Source organism: Catellatospora aurea, assembly GCF_042663325.1.
Taxonomy (GTDB): domain Bacteria; phylum Actinomycetota; class Actinomycetes; order Mycobacteriales; family Micromonosporaceae; genus Catellatospora; species Catellatospora aurea.
This window is the reverse complement of sequence record NZ_JBHTAC010000018.1, coordinates 81,021-98,583: the sequence shown is the minus strand read 5'-3', so window position 1 is coordinate 98,583 and position 17,563 is coordinate 81,021. Positions and strand designations below refer to the sequence as shown.

At 70.1% G+C, this 17,563-nt stretch carries 19 protein-coding genes; 15 read left to right on the top strand and 4 right to left on the bottom strand.

Annotation, left to right across the window (positions count from 1 at the left end; all coding sequences use genetic code 11):
- The first annotated feature begins 17 nt into the window (after positions 1-17).
- A complete protein-coding gene (locus ACFQO7_RS19435) occupies positions 18-977 on the top strand; it encodes a tRNA (adenine-N1)-methyltransferase (RefSeq protein ID WP_376807667.1) in 960 nt (319 codons plus the stop codon).
- A 17-nt stretch (positions 978-994) separates the two neighbouring features.
- On the top strand, positions 995-1,549 hold the full coding sequence (locus tag ACFQO7_RS19430) for a hypothetical protein (RefSeq protein ID WP_360540938.1): 555 nt from the start codon (positions 995-997) through the stop codon (positions 1,547-1,549).
- Positions 1,550-1,591: 42 nt separating this feature from the next.
- Here ACFQO7_RS19430 and ACFQO7_RS19425 read toward each other — a convergent pair whose 3' ends face one another.
- Positions 1,592-1,876, bottom strand: a complete 285-nt coding sequence (locus tag ACFQO7_RS19425; protein WP_376807666.1) for a ferredoxin — start codon at positions 1,874-1,876, stop codon at positions 1,592-1,594.
- Positions 1,877-2,070: 194 nt separating this feature from the next.
- Here ACFQO7_RS19425 and arc point away from each other — a divergent pair, with 194 nt between their 5' ends.
- A complete protein-coding gene (gene arc / locus ACFQO7_RS19420; protein ID WP_360540894.1) occupies positions 2,071-3,837 on the top strand; it encodes a proteasome ATPase in 1,767 nt (588 codons plus the stop codon).
- Between the two features lie 52 nt (positions 3,838-3,889).
- On the opposite strand, the gene ACFQO7_RS19415 is transcribed toward arc, so the two are convergent.
- The gene (locus tag ACFQO7_RS19415) at positions 3,890-4,852 is read right to left on the bottom strand and encodes a glycosyltransferase family 2 protein (protein WP_376807665.1); all 963 of its coding nucleotides are present in this window, start codon (positions 4,850-4,852) and stop codon (positions 3,890-3,892) included.
- Between the two features lie 179 nt (positions 4,853-5,031).
- Here ACFQO7_RS19415 and dop point away from each other — a divergent pair, with 179 nt between their 5' ends.
- The 5 genes from dop to prcA all read left to right on the top strand — a co-directional run bounded on the left by dop (position 5,032) and on the right by prcA (position 9,088).
- Positions 5,032-6,549, top strand: coding sequence for a depupylase/deamidase Dop (dop, locus tag ACFQO7_RS19410; protein WP_376807664.1), 1,518 nt, complete (start codon positions 5,032-5,034; stop codon positions 6,547-6,549).
- A gap of 61 nt (positions 6,550-6,610) precedes the next feature.
- Positions 6,611-6,823 carry a ubiquitin-like protein Pup gene (locus ACFQO7_RS19405; RefSeq protein WP_144127478.1) on the top strand — a complete coding sequence of 71 codons (213 nt, stop codon included), beginning with the start codon at positions 6,611-6,613 and terminating at the stop codon, positions 6,821-6,823.
- Positions 6,824-7,016: 193 nt separating this feature from the next.
- Positions 7,017-7,502 carry an endonuclease VII domain-containing protein gene (locus ACFQO7_RS19400; protein ID WP_376807663.1) on the top strand — a complete coding sequence of 162 codons (486 nt, stop codon included), beginning with the start codon at positions 7,017-7,019 and terminating at the stop codon, positions 7,500-7,502.
- Positions 7,421-8,263 carry a proteasome subunit beta gene (gene prcB, locus ACFQO7_RS19395; protein ID WP_360540886.1) on the top strand — a complete coding sequence of 281 codons (843 nt, stop codon included), beginning with the start codon at positions 7,421-7,423 and terminating at the stop codon, positions 8,261-8,263. The genes ACFQO7_RS19400 and prcB overlap by 82 nt, the downstream gene beginning before the upstream one ends.
- A 42-nt stretch (positions 8,264-8,305) precedes the next feature.
- The gene (gene prcA / locus ACFQO7_RS19390) at positions 8,306-9,088 is read left to right on the top strand and encodes a proteasome subunit alpha (RefSeq protein ID WP_360540884.1); all 783 of its coding nucleotides are present in this window, start codon (positions 8,306-8,308) and stop codon (positions 9,086-9,088) included.
- Between the two features lie 138 nt (positions 9,089-9,226).
- On the opposite strand, the gene rfbB is transcribed toward prcA, so the two are convergent.
- Positions 9,227-10,201: a dTDP-glucose 4,6-dehydratase gene (gene rfbB, locus ACFQO7_RS19385; protein ID WP_376807662.1), complete on the bottom strand. Its 975-nt coding sequence runs from the start codon at positions 10,199-10,201 to the stop codon at positions 9,227-9,229.
- Positions 10,202-10,345: 144 nt separating this feature from the next.
- Here rfbB and pafA point away from each other — a divergent pair, with 144 nt between their 5' ends.
- Positions 10,346-11,704 carry a Pup--protein ligase gene (gene pafA, locus ACFQO7_RS19380; protein ID WP_360540880.1) on the top strand — a complete coding sequence of 453 codons (1,359 nt, stop codon included), beginning with the start codon at positions 10,346-10,348 and terminating at the stop codon, positions 11,702-11,704.
- A 297-nt stretch (positions 11,705-12,001) separates the two neighbouring features.
- A complete protein-coding gene (locus tag ACFQO7_RS19375) occupies positions 12,002-12,208 on the top strand; it encodes a hypothetical protein (protein ID WP_376807661.1) in 207 nt (68 codons plus the stop codon).
- Between the two features lie 210 nt (positions 12,209-12,418).
- Here the strand turns inward: ACFQO7_RS19375 and ACFQO7_RS19370 are convergent, their stop codons facing one another.
- On the bottom strand, positions 12,419-13,495 hold the full coding sequence (locus ACFQO7_RS19370; protein ID WP_376807660.1) for a DUF3866 family protein: 1,077 nt from the start codon (positions 13,493-13,495) through the stop codon (positions 12,419-12,421).
- Between the two features lie 182 nt (positions 13,496-13,677).
- On the opposite strand from ACFQO7_RS19370, the gene ACFQO7_RS19365 reads away from it, so the two are divergent.
- The 5 genes from ACFQO7_RS19365 to tatC all read left to right on the top strand — a co-directional run bounded on the left by ACFQO7_RS19365 (position 13,678) and on the right by tatC (position 17,528).
- On the top strand, positions 13,678-14,673 hold the full coding sequence (locus ACFQO7_RS19365; protein WP_376807659.1) for a helix-turn-helix transcriptional regulator: 996 nt from the start codon (positions 13,678-13,680) through the stop codon (positions 14,671-14,673).
- Positions 14,674-14,764: 91 nt separating this feature from the next.
- Positions 14,765-15,712, top strand: a complete 948-nt coding sequence (locus ACFQO7_RS19360) for a helix-turn-helix transcriptional regulator (protein WP_360536710.1) — start codon at positions 14,765-14,767, stop codon at positions 15,710-15,712.
- 136 nt (positions 15,713-15,848) lie between these two features.
- Positions 15,849-16,115 (top strand): hypothetical protein, encoded by a 267-nt coding sequence (locus ACFQO7_RS19355; RefSeq protein WP_360536712.1) that lies wholly within the window; start codon positions 15,849-15,851, stop codon positions 16,113-16,115.
- Positions 16,116-16,303: 188 nt separating this feature from the next.
- Positions 16,304-16,573, top strand: a complete 270-nt coding sequence (tatA, locus tag ACFQO7_RS19350) for a Sec-independent protein translocase subunit TatA (RefSeq protein ID WP_203697203.1) — start codon at positions 16,304-16,306, stop codon at positions 16,571-16,573.
- Between the two features lie 82 nt (positions 16,574-16,655).
- Positions 16,656-17,528, top strand: coding sequence for a twin-arginine translocase subunit TatC (tatC, locus tag ACFQO7_RS19345; protein ID WP_376807658.1), 873 nt, complete (start codon positions 16,656-16,658; stop codon positions 17,526-17,528).
- The last annotated feature ends 35 nt before the right edge of the window (positions 17,529-17,563 follow it).

Below are 17,563 nucleotides of genomic sequence, written 5' to 3'. Positions count from 1 at the left end.
CAGGAACCTGACCGATCATGACCCAACCGACGCCACGTGCGCCGCGCGGCAACTTCGTCGCCGGCGACCGGGTGCAGCTCACCGACCCGAAGAACCGGATGCACACCATCGTGCTGGAGCCCGGCAAGGCGTTCCACACCCACCGCGGCATCCTCGCCCACGACGACCTGATCGGCCTGCCCGACGGCAGCGTGGTGCACTCCTCGGGCAACACCGCCTACCTCGCGCTGCGCCCGCTGCTGGCCGACTACGTGCTGTCCATGCCGCGCGGCGCGCAGGTGATCTACCCCAAGGACGCGGCGCAGATCGTGGCCATGGGCGACATCTTCCCCGGGGCGAAGGTGCTGGAAGCCGGCGTCGGCTCGGGCGCGCTGAGCTGCTCACTGCTGCGGGCCGTGGGGCCCGAGGGGCAGCTGTGGTCGTACGAGCTGCGCGACGACTTCGCCGCGGTGGCCCGCAAGAACGTGCAGAACTGGTTCGGCTGCACCTGGGCCGCCGACGGCAAGCCCGCCGACCCGTCGCAGCCGTCCTGGCACCTGCACGTCGGCGACGTCGCCGACAACACCGAGACCGGGTTCGACCGGATCATCCTGGACATGCTGACCCCGTGGGAGGCCCTCGACATGGTCGAGCGCGCCCTGCTGCCCGGCGGCGTGTTCATCGGCTACGTGGCCACCACGCCGCAGCTGTCCGAGCTGGTGGAGGCGCTGCGCGAGCGCGGCTTCACCGAGCCGCTGGCCTGGGAGTCGCTGGTGCGCGACTGGCACGCCGACGGCCTGGCCGTGCGCCCGGACCACCGCATGATCGCGCACACCGCGTTCCTGGTGCGCGCCCGCAAGCTGGCCCCGGGCGTCACCGCGCCGCCGCGCCGCCGCAAGCCGAGCAAGGGCCGCGAGGCGTACGACGCACGCAAGAAGGCCGCCGCGCCGGCCGAGACACCCGACGCCGGAGCCGTCGCCGACGAGGTCTGGGAGTAGGAGAGACACCCGTGAACGTGCCCCCGGCCGTGTTCCCCGACTGGTCGCCGTACCCGGACCTGGACAGCGCCGCCCGGGCCTACCTGCGTGATCCGGAGGTCGCGCTGGACGCCCTGGAGGGCGTCCTGCGCGGCACCCAGGTGCTCGGGTTCACGCTGGAGCGTTTCGTCAACGAGTTCAACGGCGTGTGGCAGGAGGTCGTCGTCTGCGACGGCTCCCGCCTGCTGCTGTGGCACGGCGAGGACACCGCCCCCGGGGACGGCCCGGCGGGTTCGATGGTCTCGTCGCTGCGGGTGGTGCCGCTGTCGGTGATCACCGAGGTGGGCTGCCGCCGCCGGTTGAGCCGCACCGCCGGCAACCACCTGCGCGTCGACAGCGTCGACGTCTACCTGCTGCTCAGCTCGCTGGACGAGTCCAGCAACGGCCACCCGCTCGACGACCCGCAGCACGTGGTGCGCCAGGACGCGCTCCGCTTCGGCAAAACGCTCGAAGACGGCGGATCCGGACAGATAGCCCGGCTGGAGGAGTTCGCTCAGCTCGTCGCGTCGCTTGCCGGGCGCCCCATGCTCTGACGGCGGGGCACCCGGTGTCCGAATGCTGGGAGAGCGGGAAGCTCAGCGCAGCGCGGCGCGTTCTTCCTCGGACAGGGGTTCCCCGTCATGGGTGCGCTGGATGTGGATGCACTCACCGGGGCACTCCTGGGCGGCATCGATGACCTCCAGGCGCAGATGGGCCGGGATCTCGACGGTCGCACCCGGGGTCATCAGCAGTTCCCCGTCGTCGCCCTTGACGTACGCGAGGCCGTCGACGTCGAACTCGAACACCTCGGGGGCGTACTGCACGCACAGGCCGTCGCCCGTGCAGAGGTCCTGATCCACTCGCACCCTCAGCTCACTCACGTGTCCGACCCTAGCGCCCCGCTCCACACGGAGCCGGGGGAGGTCGGCCGACAGGGCAGAATCTCGATCCAGTTCCGGGTACGGGGGTGTCGGGAGGGTTCAACTGAGGCGATCAGCCGCTAGTGTTAGGAGCACCCTAAACGTCGGCCGGACGAGGTAGGACCGACGGGAGGACACCCCCGGGGAGGTGGGACGTGGCAAAGAGCGACGACGCGGATGCGCGCGCCGCGCGGTGGGAGAAGGAAGCCAACGATCTCTCCACTCAGGTCGCGTTCCTGCAAGAGGAGCTCGCCCTGTTGCGGCGCAAGTTGAGCGAGAGCCCGCGGCACGTGAGGCAGCTGGAGGAGCGGCTCGCCGCTACCCAGGCGCAGCTGTCGCGGCTCACGGAGAACAACGAGCGGTTGGTGGCCACGCTCAAGGAGGCGCGCGCCCAGATCGTGACGCTCAAGGAGGAGATCGACCGGCTGGCGCAACCGCCCAGCGGGTACGGCGTCTTCCTCGCGCGGCACGAGGACGGCACGGTGGACGTCTTCACGGGCGGGCGCAAGCTGAGGGTGGCAGTGTCGCCGTCGCTTGACGTCGACGCGCTGCAGCGGGGGCAGGAGGTGCTGCTCAACGACGCCCTCAACATCGTCGACGCGCTCGGTTTCGAGCGGGCCGGCGAGGTGGTCACCCTCAAGGAGATCCTCGACGGCGGCGACCGCGCACTGGTGGTCTCGCACGCCGACGAGGAGCGGATCGTGTTCCTCGCGGAGGGGCTGATCGGCGGACTGCTCCGGTCCGGCGACTCCCTCATGATCGAGCCCCGGTCCGCGTACGCCTACGAGCGCATCCCCAAGAGCGAGGTCGAGGACCTCGTCCTGGAGGAGGTGCCCGACGTCGACTACCACGACATCGGCGGCCTGGTGTCCCAGATCGAGCAGATCCGCGACGCGGTGGAGCTGCCGTTCCTGCACGCGGACCTGTTCCGCGAGCACCAGCTGCGCCCGCCGAAGGGCGTGCTGCTCTACGGTCCTCCCGGCTGCGGCAAGACGCTGATCGCCAAGGCGGTCGCGAACTCGCTGGCCAAGAAGATCGCCGAGCGGCGCGGCGAGGAGAAGAAGACCAGCTACTTCCTCAACATCAAGGGTCCGGAGCTGCTCAACAAGTACGTCGGCGAGACCGAGCGGCACATCCGGCTGATCTTCCAGCGGGCCCGGGAGAAGGCCTCGGAAGGCACCCCGGTGATCGTGTTCTTCGACGAGATGGACTCGATCTTCCGTACCCGCGGCTCCGGTGTCTCCTCCGACGTGGAGAACACCATCGTTCCCCAGCTGCTCAGCGAGATCGACGGTGTCGAGGGCCTGGAGAACGTCATCATCATCGGCGCCTCGAACCGCGAGGACATGATCGACCCGGCGATCCTGCGCCCGGGCCGGCTCGACGTCAAAATCAAGATCGAGCGTCCGGACGCCGAAGCGGCCAAGGACATCTTCAGCAAGTACATCCTGACCGGCCTGCCGTTGTCCCCGGACGACCTGGCCGAGCACGGTGGCAACGCCGACGCGTGCGTGCACGCGATGATCAATTCGGTGGTGCTGCGGATGTACTCGGAGACCGAGGAGAACCGCTTCCTGGAGGTCACCTACGCCAACGGTGACAAGGAGGTCCTGTACTTCAAGGACTTCAACTCCGGCGCCATGATCCAGAACATCGTGGACCGCGGCAAGAAGATGGCGATCAAGGAGTTCCTGTCCTCCGGCAAGAAGGGCCTGCGCCTGCAGCACCTGCTGGACGCCTGCCTGGACGAGTTCCGCGAGAACGAGGACCTGCCGAACACCACCAACCCCGACGACTGGGCACGGATCTCCGGCAAGAAGGGCGAGCGGATCGTGTACATCCGCACCCTGGTCTCCGGAGGCAAGGGCACCGAGTCGGGCCGGTCCATCGAGACCGCCAGCAACACCGGCCAGTACCTGTAGCCGGCAATTACGAAGAAGGTGCCCGTCCCCGTCAGGGGGCGGGCACCTTCTTTCAGCGGACGCCGACGGCGGCCTGCTCGGCCGTCTCCGCCGAGTCGTAACCCACGATGTACGTCGGGCGGCCCTTGACCTCCACGAACACCCGGCCCAGGTACTCGCCCAGCAGGCCCAGGCACAGCAGCTGCACCCCGCCCAGGAACAGGATCGCCGTGAACAGCGACGTCCAGCCGCTGACGGTCGCGCCGACCACGAACCGCGCCAGGCTGTAGCAGCCGAGCACGAAACACAGCAGGAAACTCGCCAGCCCCGACCACGTCGCCAGGCGCAGCGGCGCGGCCGAGAAGTCCGTGACGCTGTCGACCGCCAGCCGGACCATCTTGCTCAGCGGATACTTCGTCCTGCCCGCCGCCCGGGCCTCCCGGCGGTAGGCCACCTCACCGCTCGGGAAACCCAGCCACGGCACCAGCAGCCGGTACACCGGCTGGCGCTCCGGCATCGCCCGCAGCGCCTCCACCGCGGCCCGGCTCAGCAGCCGGAAGTCCCCCGCGTTGTGCGGCACCTTCTTGCCGACCAGCCGGCGCATCAGCCGGTAGTAGACCTGCGCCGTGTGCCGCTTGAAAGCCGTGTCCGTGGTCCGGTCGTCGCGCACGCCGTACACGATGTCCAGCGACTCGGCCCGGGCCAGCGCCAGCATCTCCAGGATCTTCTCCGGCGGGTCCTGCAGGTCCGCGTCGATGCTCGCCACGTACTCACCCCGGGCCCGGTGCAGGCCGGCCGTCAGCGCCGCCTGGTGGCCGCTGTTGCGCCGCAGCCGGACCACCCGCAGCTGCGCCCACTCCCGGCAGGCCAGCAGCAGCATCGGCGCGGTCGCGTCCGCGCTGCCGTCGTCGACCGCCACCACCTCGTAGTCGAGCCCCGCGCCGTCCAGCAGCGGGCGCAGCCGCCCGATGAGCAGGGGCAGCACCTCCTGCTCGTTGTACATGGGGATCACGACGGACAGTGCGGGCGTGGTCATCTCGCGGGATCCTTCATCGAGCAGTGCCAGGTCCAGAACGGGGATGGTATCCCCGTCCGCCGATCCGCGCCCGGACGGCACCGGCGGACGGGCGTACGAAAGGCACTGAACCTCCCAGGCTGGCCCGAACACGGATGCTCTCCTCGTCTCACCGGTGACGGTGTGAGAGGCTTCATTCCATGAGCGTGCGGCGGATCATGGGTACCGAGGTCGAGTACGGGATCTCCGTGCCGGGACAGCCCGGGGCCAACCCGATGGTGACCTCCTCCCAGGTCGTGAACGCCTACGGGGCCCGCCCGGAGCTGGCCCGCGGCGGACGTGCCCGCTGGGACTACGAGGAGGAGTCACCGCTGCGCGACGCGCGGGGCTTCAGCTACACCGGCGCGGCGTACGACCCGGCGGAGGCGCTCGCCGACGAGGACCTCGGCCTGGCCAACGTCATCCTGACCAACGGGGCCCGGCTCTACGTCGACCACGCCCACCCGGAGTACTCCACCCCCGAGGTGACCAACCCGCTGGACGTGGTGCGCTGGGACAAGGCCGGCGAGCAGGTCATGGCCGAGGGCGCGCGGCGCGCCGCGACCATCCCGGGCAGCCACCCGATCCACCTCTACAAGAACAACACCGACAACAAGGGCGCCTCGTACGGCGCGCACGAGAACTACCTCATGCGCCGGCAGACCCCGTTCGCGGACATCGTCACGTACCTCACCCCGTTCTTCGTGACGCGGCAGATCTTCTGCGGCGCCGGACGGGTCGGCATCGGCCAGGACGGCAGCCAGGCCGGCTTCCAGATCACCCAGCGCGCCGACTTCTTCGAGGTCGAGGTCGGCCTGGAGACCACGCTCAAGCGGCCCATCATCAACACCCGCGACGAGCCGCACGCCGACGCGGACAAGTACCGCCGCCTGCACGTGATCATCGGTGACGCGAACCTGTCCGAGATCTCGACCTACCTCAAGGTCGGCACCACCGCGCTGATCCTCACCATGATCGAGGAGAAGGCGCTCACCGCCGACCTCGGCATCGCCGACCCCGTCGCCGAGCTGCGCGCGGTCAGCCACGACCCGACCCTCAAGCACACCATGCGGCTGCGCGACGGCCGCCGGCTTACCGCCCTCGACCTGCAGTGGGCGTTCTACGAGCGGGCCCACGCCTTCGTCGAGTCGCGCACCGGCGCCGACACCGACTCCCAGACCCGCGACGTGCTCGACCGCTGGGAGAGCGTGCTGACCCGGCTCGGCGACGACCCGATGCAGCTCGCCGACGAGCTGGACTGGGTGGCCAAGCTGCGCCTGCTGGAGGGCTACCGCGAGCGGGAGAACCTGGGCTGGGCGTCGTCCAAGCTCCAGCTGGTCGACCTGCAGTACAGCGACGTGCGCCCGGAGAAGGGCCTCTACCACCGCCTGGTCGCCCGCGGCGCGATGAAGACGCTGCTCGACCCGGAGTCGACCCGCGCCGCGATGACCGATCCGCCGGACGACACGCGGGCGTACTTCCGCGGCCGGTGCCTGGGCAAGTACGCGTCCGAAGTGGTCGCCGCGAGCTGGGACTCGGTCATCTTCGACGTGGGCCGCGAGGCCCTGGTCAGGGTGCCGATGATGGAGCCCGAGCGCGGCACGAAGAAACACGTCGGCGCGCTGTTCGACCGTTGCCCCAGCGCAAAGGATCTTCTGGAAGTGATCACCGCGGGGTGATCGCTTTCGTCGCCCCCGCGCGCTACGTTTAAGGCCCACAGGCGACGTCAGGGAGGCGCAGATGGCCACGCAGGACGGTGGACAGTCACAGTCGGGCCGCTCTCGGAACGAGCAGGAAGCCGAGTCGGTAGCGCCCGAGGTGAACCCCGAGGTTGCCGAGCGCGTCGAGCAGATCGGCGAGGACGTCGACGACATCCTCGACGAGATCGACGCCGTCCTCGAGGAGAACGCCGAGGAATTCATTAGGGGTTACGTACAGAAAGGGGGGGAGTGATCCCGGTATGTCCGATTTTTCCCCGGACAACTGGAAGAGCTGCCCCCAGTGCGATCGGCGCTTGCCCTTAACTGACTTCTACAACAACAAGAGCCGCAAGGACGGGCGCAGTTTCTACTGTCGTTCGTGCACGCGGAGTCGGCTTGAGGCAGACCGTCGCAAGCGAGGGGTGGCACCGGCTAAGAGGGCTGCCGTGGCCATCCCTGACGGCATGAAATGGTGCCCCCAATGCGACGAAGTCAAGCCCAAAGATGACTTCGCCCGCGCCAAAGCCAAAGCGAGTGGCCTTCATGCCTACTGCTTGCCATGCCACAACAAGCGCAGCGCCGAGGCGAAGCAAAGGCTCTACGGCGGAAACCGTGAGTACCACCTGCGGCGTCGTTACGGGATGACGCAGGAGGACTTCGAGGCGCTGCTCGCGTGGCAGGGCGGCGGGTGCGCCATCTGCGGCGCACCGGACCCCGAGCACGTTGACCATGACCATGAATTCGGTAACGTACGTGGCATCCTGTGTTTCAACTGCAACGGCGGTCTTGGACAGTTCAAAGACAACGAGCAGTCACTTGCCAGGGCGATCGAGTATCTGAAGGAGACAGCGTGTCAGCGGGTCTTGGTTCACCCGGGCGTCTACCAGCTAGTTTCACCACGCCGGGAACGTCGTCTTTCACGGACTTCCTGACGCAGGTCGCGCCGGAGCTGCTGCCCGGCCGCCGCCCCCTGCCCGCCGGCATGAACGCCGACCTGGCCCCGCACGCCACCACCATCGTCGCGATCAGCACCGACGAGGGTGTGGTGATGGCCGGTGACCGCCGCGCGACCATGGGCAACCTCATCGCGAGCCGCGACATCGAGAAGGTGCACCCCGCCGACCCGTATTCGCTCATCGGCATCGCGGGCACGGCCGGCGTCGGCATCGAGCTGATGCGGCTGTTCCAGGTGGAGCTGCAGCACTACGAGAAGATCGAGGGCGCGATGCTCTCGCTCGACGGCAAGGCCAACCGCCTGGCCACGATGATCCGGCAGAACCTCGGCGCGGCCATGCAGGGCCTGGCCGTGATCCCGCTGTTCGCAGGGTTCGACCTCGACGCGAAGACGCCCGGCAAGGTGGGGCGCATCTTCAGCTTCGACATCGCGGGCGGTCTGTACGAGGAGCACGGCGGCTACGACGCGATCGGCTCGGGTTCGCTGTTCGCGAAGTCGTCGCTGAAGAAGCGCTACAAGCGCGGCCTCAGCATCGCCGAGGCGGCGCAGCTGGCCGTGGAGGCCCTCTACGACGCGGCCGACGACGACACCGCCACCGGTGGCCCGGATGTCATCCGCAAGATCTTCCCTGTGGTGATGACCGCGACCGCCGAGGGCACGCAGCGCCTGACCGACGAGGAGACCGCGGCCCTGGCCGAGCTCGTCATCGCGGCCCGGGCGCAGCAGCCGGGCGCCTGATCCCATCCGCTCTCCCGAAACGCCATAAGGAGAAGACACGCCGTGGCCATGCAGTTCTACGCCTCGCCCGAGCAGATCATGCGGGACCGCTCGGAGTACGCCCGCAAGGGCATCGCCCGCGGTCGCAGCGTGGTCGTGCTGACGTACGCCGGTGGTGTGCTGTTCGTGGCGGAGAACCTCTCCACCACGCTGCACAAGGTGAGCGAGATCTACGACAAGATCGGGTTCGCGGCCGTGGGCCGCTACAACGAGTTCGAGAACCTCCGCAACGCCGGTGTGCGCATGGCCGACCTGCGGGGCTACTCCTATGACCGCCGCGACGTCACCGGGCGGGCGCTGGCCAGCGCGTACGCGCAGACCCTGGGTTCGATCTTCAGCGAGCAGGGCAAGCCGTACGAGGTGGAGATCTGCGTCGCCGAGGTGGGGTCCGCGCCGGAGCACGACGAGCTGTACCGGCTGACCTATGACGGTTCGGTGCAGGACGAGCCGGGCTTCATGGCGATGGGCGGGCAGGCCGAGGCGATCGGCAACATCCTGCGTGCCGAGCACAGCGAGTCGCACACGCTGGGCGAGGCGCTGAAGCTGGCGGTCAAGGCGCTGAGCAGCGTCGGGGGCGAGGGCGGCGCGGCGCGTACGCTGGCCCCGGAGCAGCTGGAGGTCGCCGTGCTGGAGCGGGCCCGGCCGGGCCGCAAGTTCCGGCGCGTGATCGGCGCCGCGCTGGCCGCACTGGTGAACCCTGCGAAGGCGGAGCCGGCCAAGGCCGCGACGCCCAAGGCCGACGCCCCGAAGCCGGCCCCCGAAACCGACACGCCCGCAGCGGAGTAGTCCGCTCCGCCCCGTTTTTAATAGACGTTGGCCTATCTCGTCGAAGATCCGCGGCTCGGATTCGATGAGATAGGCCAACGTTCATGAAGCGCGTGGCGCGGGGGTCGGGCGTCCGGCTGGTGGTGCGGCGCGGACGGGTCAGTGGTGGCGGGTGGTCAGGGGTTCCCACCATGCGCGGTTGGCGCGGTACCAGTCGACGGTGGCGGCCAGCCCCTCGGTGAGCGGGACCGACGGCCGGTAGCCCAGTTCCTGGGCGCTCTTCGTGCTGTCCAGGGCGTAGCGGTGGTCGTGGCCGGGGCGGTCGGCGACGTGGTGGACCAGGTCCGGGCTGCGGCTGGTCAGCTTCAGCAGCAGGGCGGTGAGGTCGCTGTTGGCGAGCTCGTCGCGCCCGCCGAGGTGGTAGACCTCGCCGGAGCGGCCGTGGCGCAGGGCCAGGTCGACGCCCGCGCAGTGGTCGTCGACGTGCAGCCATTCGCGGCGGTGCGAGCCGTCGCCGTACAGCGGCACGGGCAGCCCGTCGAGCAGGTTCGTGGTGAACAGCGGGATGATCTTTTCGGGGTACTGGTAGGGCCCGTAGGTGTTGCTCGAACGGGTGACCACGACGTCGAGGCCGTGGGTGGCGAACGCGGCGAGCGCGAGCAGGTCGGAGCCTGCCTTCGACGCGGCGTAGGGCGAGCGCGGGGCGAGCGGCTGGTCTTCGGTCCAGCTGCCGGTGTCGGTGGAGCCGTAGACCTCGTCGGTGGAGACGTGCACGAAGCGGCCGGTGCGGTGGCGTACGGCGGCGTCGAGCAGGATCTGGGTGCCGAGCATGTTGGTGCGCACGAACTCGGCTGCGGCGGCGATGGAACGGTCGACGTGTGATTCGGCGGCGAAGTGGACCACCGCGTCGTGTCCGGCGACGAGGCCGTCGACCAGGTGCGGGTCGCAGATGTCGCCTTCGACGAAGGTCAGCCGGGGGTCGGCGGCGACGGGGGCGAGGTTGTCGCGGTTGCCGGCGTAGGTGAGCCGGTCGAGCACGGTGATCCGGTCGGCGGGCCTGCCCGGTGCGGCGAGCCGCGTGCGCACGTAGTGGGAGCCGATGAAGCCCGCGCCGCCGGTGACCAGAAGTTTCATGACAACGGAAGTTTAAGTCACGTTCCGTGGCGCGCCGTGCGCGACCTGCGGTTGCGGGGGCGGTCGGGGATCCGTCGCGATTACACCGGCGGCGTCAGGTCGTACGAGAGTGACCTTGGGCGTTTGGGCGGCTAGTGTCTGTGTATGGACCGACGAATCTTCGGACTGGAGACCGAGTACGGCGTCACCTGCACCTATCGGGGCCAGCGGCGGCTGTCTCCCGACGAGGTGGCGCGCTACCTCTTCCGCCGGGTCGTCTCATGGGGACGGTCCAGCAATGTCTTCCTGCGCAACGGCGCACGCCTCTATCTCGACGTCGGTTCCCACCCCGAGTACGCGACCCCCGAGTGTGATTCGGTGGTCGATCTGGTGGCGCACGACCGGGCGGGCGAGCGGATCCTGGAGGGTCTGCTCGTCGACGCCGAGAAGCGGCTGCACGACGAGGGTATCGCGGGGGAGATCTACCTCTTCAAGAACAACACCGACTCGGCGGGCAACTCGTACGGCTGCCACGAGAACTACCTGGTGTCGCGGCACGGGGAGTTCGGCCGGCTGGCGGACGTGCTGATCCCGTTCCTGGTGACGCGGCAGCTGATCTGCGGCGCGGGCAAGGTGCTGCAGACGCCGCGGGGCGCGGTCTACTGCCTGTCGCAGCGGGCCGAGCACATCTGGGAGGGCGTCTCCTCGGCGACGACCCGGTCCCGGCCGATCATCAACACCCGCGACGAGCCGCACGCCGACGCCGAACGCTACCGGCGGCTGCACGTGATCGTCGGCGACTCGAACATGAACGAGGTCACCACGCTGCTGAAGGTGGGCAGCGCGGATCTGGTCCTCCGGATGATCGAGACGGGCGTGGCGATGCCGGACCTGGCGCTGGAGAACCCGATCCGGGCGATCCGGGAGGTGTCGCACGACATCACCGGGCGGCGCAAGGTGCGGCTGGCCAGCGGCAAGGAGGCCAGCGCGCTGGAGATCCAGCGGATCTACCACGAGAAGGCGACGGAGTTCGTGGCGCGCCGCTCGGGTGACCCGTCTGCGCAGCGGGTGATCGAGCTGTGGGGCCGGGTGCTCGACGCGGTGGAGTCGGGCAACCTCGGCGACGTGGGCCGGGAGATCGACTGGGTGACCAAGCTGCGGGTGATCGAGGCGTACCAGCGCAAGCATGATCTGCCGCTGTCGAGCCCGCGGGTGGCGCAGATGGACCTGGCGTACCACGACCTGCGCCGTGGCCGGGGGCTGTATCCGCTGCTGGAGAAGCGCGGCAAGGTCGACCGGGTGGTGACCGACCTGCGTACGTTCGAGGCGAAGGAGACACCGCCGCAGACGACCAGGGCGCGGCTGCGGGGCGAGTTCATCCGGCACGCCCAGGAGAAGCGCCGCGACTTCACGGTCGACTGGGTGCACCTGAAGCTGAACGACCAGGCCCAGCGCACGGTCCTGTGCAAGGACCCGTTCCGGGCGCACGACGAGCGCGTGGAACGTCTCATCGCCAGCATGTGAGTGACAGAAGGGGCGCTTTGCCACCGTTCCGCGATGGCAAAGCGCCCCTTCTGCGCCTCGCGTGGGCCGGGCCCGGCCCGACCCGGGCGGCCGGCACACCATGATCGTTCGACTTGCCGGGCAAGTGGGCCAATGGGCGGTCAAGATACGCACAGGTGCCCGGCAAGTCGAACGATCATGCGTCGGGGCTCGCGGCTCGGTTCTCCCGGGCCCGCAGTTCGCGGGTCCCGGGTGGTGCGGTGGTGCGACGGCGGGCGGTGGTCGGGGCGGGGTCGGGCTGGCTAAGCTCGCTGCACTATGAGCGAGCACCATGAGCGGCAGGCCGAACCGGTCGAGCGCACCGGCGATGAGGTACGGAGCAACTGGGTCCAGCGCCGCCGGGACAAGATCTACAACGAGATCTCGGCCAACCGGCGCGGCGAGTACACCGTGCCGACCTGGGTCCTGGCTGCGCTGCTCGGCATGTTCGTCGCCGGCTGGATCGCGCTGATCGTCTTCAAGTGAGTTCGGCTGCCGCCACTGGGTCCGGCTGCCGTGGCCCTGCGGCTTCCAGGTCGCGGCGCTCGTGACGCTCGCCGCGCTGGCCACGCGCTCGGCCCGGGCGGCTCCCCGCCGCATCGCCTGCTTCGCCGAACGTGCAGCCCAGCTGCCTCGAACCGTTGGGAAGGGCGCCTTCTACATCGCGAAGCGATAAGAAGGTGCCCTTCCTTCGTCTCAGAGGGTGGTGGCGTGGCGGCCGGCGGCGGCGCAGGCCAGGAAGTAGGCGTGGTCGCCGTCGAGGTCGCGGCCCATGGTCGAGAGTTTGACCGGGGACGCGCGCAGTGCCTCGTCGAGGCCGGTGGTGGGGACGGTCACGATCCGGTGGCGGGCGGCCAGCGGCGCCAGGGCTCGGGCCACGTCGGTGGCGAGGGGTTCGGGCAGGTCGGCGGGGACGACGAGGTCGGCGGGGGCGAGCGCGACGCGGCCGAACGAGGTCAGGCTGTGGTGGGACACCCCGCGGTGGCGAGCGCGGGGGTCGGCGTCGGAGATGCGCAGCGCGCCGACGGGGCGGCCGCCGAGCACGGCTGCGGCGTTGACCGCCTCCCCGGCGGCGACGCCGGAGAAGCCCCAGGTCGTGCCGGTGCCGAGGTTGCCGGGGCCCTGGCTGAGGATGGTGATGTCGGCCCGCAGCACGTGCCGGGCGGCGAGCAGCCCGGTGTGGACGTTGACCGATTCGAGGTCGCCGCCCCAGGCCTGGCCGGTGGACACGGTGCCCGCGAGGCGGTCGCGCAGCGCGTCGAGGGTGCGGGAGAACCCGGCGGCGAGCGCGCCGCCGTCGGTGAGCAGGTATGCCACCCGGGCTGCCGGAGCGTCGGCGTGGATGCCGGCCAGGATCGCGGGCAGCGCCGAGTGCAGGTCGGCCACGACGACGGGCATGCCGCCGAGGTCCTGTGCGGCGGCCAGCGCCGCGCGGTGCGGGGAGGCCTCCTCGTCGGCGGCCACGCGGATGGTCTGCAGGGGGCTGTAGCGGGCTTTGACGATGTGGCCGGGCACGGGGGTGTCCTCGGGCAGCCGTCCCGGTAGCGCGACGACCATGGCGTAGCCGCCGGTGCCCAGGCCGAGGGCGAGGGCGTTGGTGTTCAGCAGCACCTCGTCGCCGATCTCGGGCTGCCCGACCAGGTCGGGGTAGGCGAGGGCGCGTACCGTCGCGGGGTCGTCGGGGGTGCGGGCGACGAGGGCGACGGTGAGTTCCTGCGCGCCGTGCCAACTGCGGCCGAGCCGCTCCACCGTGCCTGTACGCCACCGAATCACGCCCCGACCCTATCGGCCCGCCTGCCGGTCCCCGCCCACGACGCCCCAGCACCGTCCCCGTGACCGGGTGTGGTGGGCTGGGGGACAGGGCGTGAGCAGGTGTCGGACTGCGGGTGCGCGAGTGGGGGAACCAGCGCTTACCGGTTACCGTTCCGGGCGCTCGCGCTGCTAGCGTGGCGGTCGTGTCGCGCAGTCGAACCGAACGCCTGGTCAACCTTGTGATCTGTCTGCTGTCCACGCGGCGCTTCCTGACCGCCGCGCAGATCGCCGCCACCGTGCCCGGATACGAGCACAACGCCGATGACGCCCGTGAACACGAGGCGTTCCAGCGCAAGTTCGAGCGGGACAAGGCCGAGCTGCGCGCGCTCGGCGTGCCGCTGGAGACCGGCACCGCGAGTGTCTTCGACACCGAGCCCGGTTACCGCATCGCCCGGCGTGACTACGCGCTGCCGGCGATCCCGCTCGCGCCCGACGAGGCCGCCGCGGTCGGCGTGGCCGCCGGGCTGTGGCGTCACGCCGGCCTGGCCGCTGCCGCCACCTCGGGCCTGGCCAAGCTGCGCGCGGGCGGCGTCGACGTGGACCCGCACGCGACCCTGGGCGTCGAGCCCGTCGTCGCCGTGGACGCCGCGTTCGAGCCGCTCACCGGCGCGGCGCGGGCCCGCCGCGAGGTGACCTTCCCGTACCGGGTGCCCGAGGACGACGCGCCCACCACCCGGCACCTGCAGCCGTGGGGCGTCGTGTGCTGGCGTGGCCGCTGGTATGTCGTCGGCCACGACACGGTCCGCGACGCGCCGCGCTGCTTCCGGCTGTCGCGCATCGTCGGCCCGGTGCGCCAGGTCGGCGAGGACCGCGCGTTCGAGCCGCCGGCCGACCTCGACCTCATCAGCTACGTGGCCCGCTGGTCCGGGCCGGTGGAGCGCAACCGCACCACCCGGGTGCTGGTGCGTCCGGGCCGGGCCGCGGGCGTCCGCCGCTGGGCGGCTGGTTGCACGTCCACGCCCGAGGGCGACGTGCTGGAGCTGCGCTACGCCGACGCGGACGCCTTCGCCGCCTGGCTCGTCGGCTACGGCGCGGATGTGACGGTGCTGGAACCGGCCGAGGTCCGCGACGCGACCATCGCCCGGCTGCGCGAGATCGCGGGCGTGACCGCTTCCGCCGAGCTGGCGGAGGTGGCCTGATGCGCGGGCACGGCGTCGGTCCGTCGGCGGGTGACGGCAGGAGCGAGCGGATCGCCCCGTTCGCGGGTGAGCGGCCGGCGGAGGAGAAGGCATGAGCAGCGCTAAGACGTCCGCGGACCGGCTCGCCCGGCTGCTGAACCTGGTGCCGTACCTGCTGGCGCGGCCGGGTATCGAGCTGGTCGAGGCCGCCGCCGACCTGGGCGTGTCCGAGCGGCAGCTCCGCGAGGACCTGGAACTGCTGTGGGTGTGCGGCCTGCCGGGCTACGGTCCCGGCGACCTGATCGACATGTCGTTCGACGGCGACCGGGTCACCATCACCTATGACGCGGGCATCGACCGGCCGCTGCGGCTGACCCCCGACGAGGCCACCGCACTCGTGGTGGCGCTGCGCATGCTGGCCGAGACGCCGGGCGTGGCCGACCGGGACGCGATCCACCGCGCCCTGACGAAGATCGAGCAGGCCGCGGGCGAGATCGACGCGCCGGTGGCGGTACGCCTGCCCGGCAACGACGACCGCCTGGCCGACCTGCGCGCGGCCCTGGAGCGCGGCAACGCGCTGCGGCTGAGCTACTACTCGGCGGCGCGGGACGTGTCCAGCGAGCGCGTCGTGGACCCGATGCGGCTGCTGTCGGTGTCCGGGCGCTCTTACCTGGAAGCCTGGTGCCGCTCGGCGGGCGCGGTGCGCATGTTCCGGGTGGACCGCATCGACGCGCTGACCGAGCTGGACTCCCCGGCCGCGCCGCCGGCCGAGGCGCAGTCCGGCGACGTCGCCGAGGGCGTGTTCCAGCCCGACCCGGACGCGCCGACGGTGACGCTGCGGGTCGGCCGGGGCGGGCGCTGGATCACCGAGTACTACCCGTGCGAGTCGGTGGTCGAGGTGACGCCGGAGGAGTGGCTGGTCTCGCTGCGCGTCAACGACATGGACTGGGCCCGCCGCCTGGTGCTCGGCCTCGGCCCGCAGGTCGTCGTGGTCGCCCCCGCCGAACTGGCCGACTCGATCCGCGACAGCGCCCTCCAGGCCCTCGCGGCGTACGCCTAGCCCCACCCCACCTGCGCAACTCTTAAAGAGTCGCGGCTACCGGCGTCCGTCGAGGCCGCGACTTTTTAAGAGTTGCGGCAGGGGTGGGGGCGGCACGGCGGGGCGCGGCGGGTGGGGCAGGGGTTAGGCTGCTGGCGTGGTGGCGTGGATCGTGCTCGCGGTGGTGTTGCTGAGCCTGGTGTTCCTGGGGCTCGTGCTGCGCGTGGTGCTGTGGCGCCTGGCGGGGCTCAAGGAGGCTGCGGCGGAGCTGCAGCTGGTGGCGGCGCGGGCGCAGGAGCTGGCGAAGCTCGCCGAAGGGCTGCAGGCCCACGGCGACTCGTTGAAGGTCCGGGCTGAGCTGGCCCAGGAGCGGATCGAGCTGATCAAGGCGAGCAAGGACTCCCTGAAGATCAAGAAGGCCTGACCGCCGTTCACCGGCCGGTCGATTGCTGGTCACACCGGTTGCTGCAGAAATCTGCAGCACCTCCCGCATCGCGTTGACGCTGCTTCCGGTGATGGTCGACACTTCACCTGCGGGCGCACCCCGCCGGGCCGCGTACCATTAGTCCGGAACACGTTGGTTCAACCCCCTCATCTCTGACTGGAGCAATCATGGGCGCCCTTAAGCCATGGCACCTCATCCTCGTGGTCGCGGTGCTGGTGATCCTCTTCGGCTCGAAGAAGCTGCCGGACGCGGCCCGTTCGCTCGGCCGCTCGATGCGCATCTTCAAGGCCGAGACCAAGGCGCTGTCCGAGGACGGCAAGGACGGCAAGGACGCGACCGCCGAGAAGGCCGACGCTCAGGTGACCGCGCAGCAGCCGCTCGACGGCCAGGCCTCCGCCAAGCCGGTCGTGGACCCGGTCCAGCGCCAGCAGTCCTGAACCCTCCCCCCGGGCTGAAGACGTGAAGAACCCCCTGGCACGTCGCGGGCCGTCCCAGCAGGAACGTGCTGCGGACGGCTCGATGACTCTCATCGAGCACATCCGGGAGCTGCGCAGCCGGCTGTTCAAGGCCTGCCTGGGCATCGTCTTGGGCATGGCGGTCGGCATCTACTTCGCCGAGCAGATCCAGAACTTCATCAACGCGCCCTACTGCAACTTCAAGGGCACGGCGATCGGCTCGGCGAAGTGCTCGTTCAACTCGGTGTCGCCGGTCGACCCGTTCCTGCTGCAGCTCAAGATCGGCCTGTACGCCGGTCTGATCGTCTCTTCGCCGATCTGGCTGTACCAGCTGTGGGCGTTCATCGCGCCGGGTCTGCACAAGCACGAGAAGCGCTACAGCTACCTGTTCACCGCGATCGCGGTGCCGCTGTTCGCGGCGGGCGCCTTCCTCGCCTTCTTCGTGGTGACCAAGAGCCTGGTCTTCTTCATCGGGCTGTCCGACAACTACGAGATCAACATCGACCTGACGGGGTACTTCGACTTCGTCACCGGTGTGATGCTGCTGTTCGGGTTCGGGTTCGAGTTCCCGCTGGTGCTGCTCATGCTCAACGTCGCCGGTCTGGTGACCGGCAGACGGATGCTGGGCTGGTGGCGGGTGGCCATCTTCCTGATGTTCCTGTTCGCCGCCATCGTGACGCCGACGCCGGACCCGTTCGGCATGAGCGCGCTCGCGCTGGCCATGGCCGTGCTGTACTTCATCGTCGTCGGCGTGGCCATGCTCAACGACAAACGGCGCAACCGCGGCAAGTCGCAGTACGCGAACCTGAGCGACGACGAGACGTCTTCACTCGACGACTACGACACCGATAGCATCACGCCCGGCGAGCGCATCGAAGCGGTCGCGCCGGTCGCCTCCGCGGAGCCGATCGAGCGACGCTACGACGACATGACCTGATCGCGGCGGCTCGTCCCGCGGCTAGGAGTAGCGGC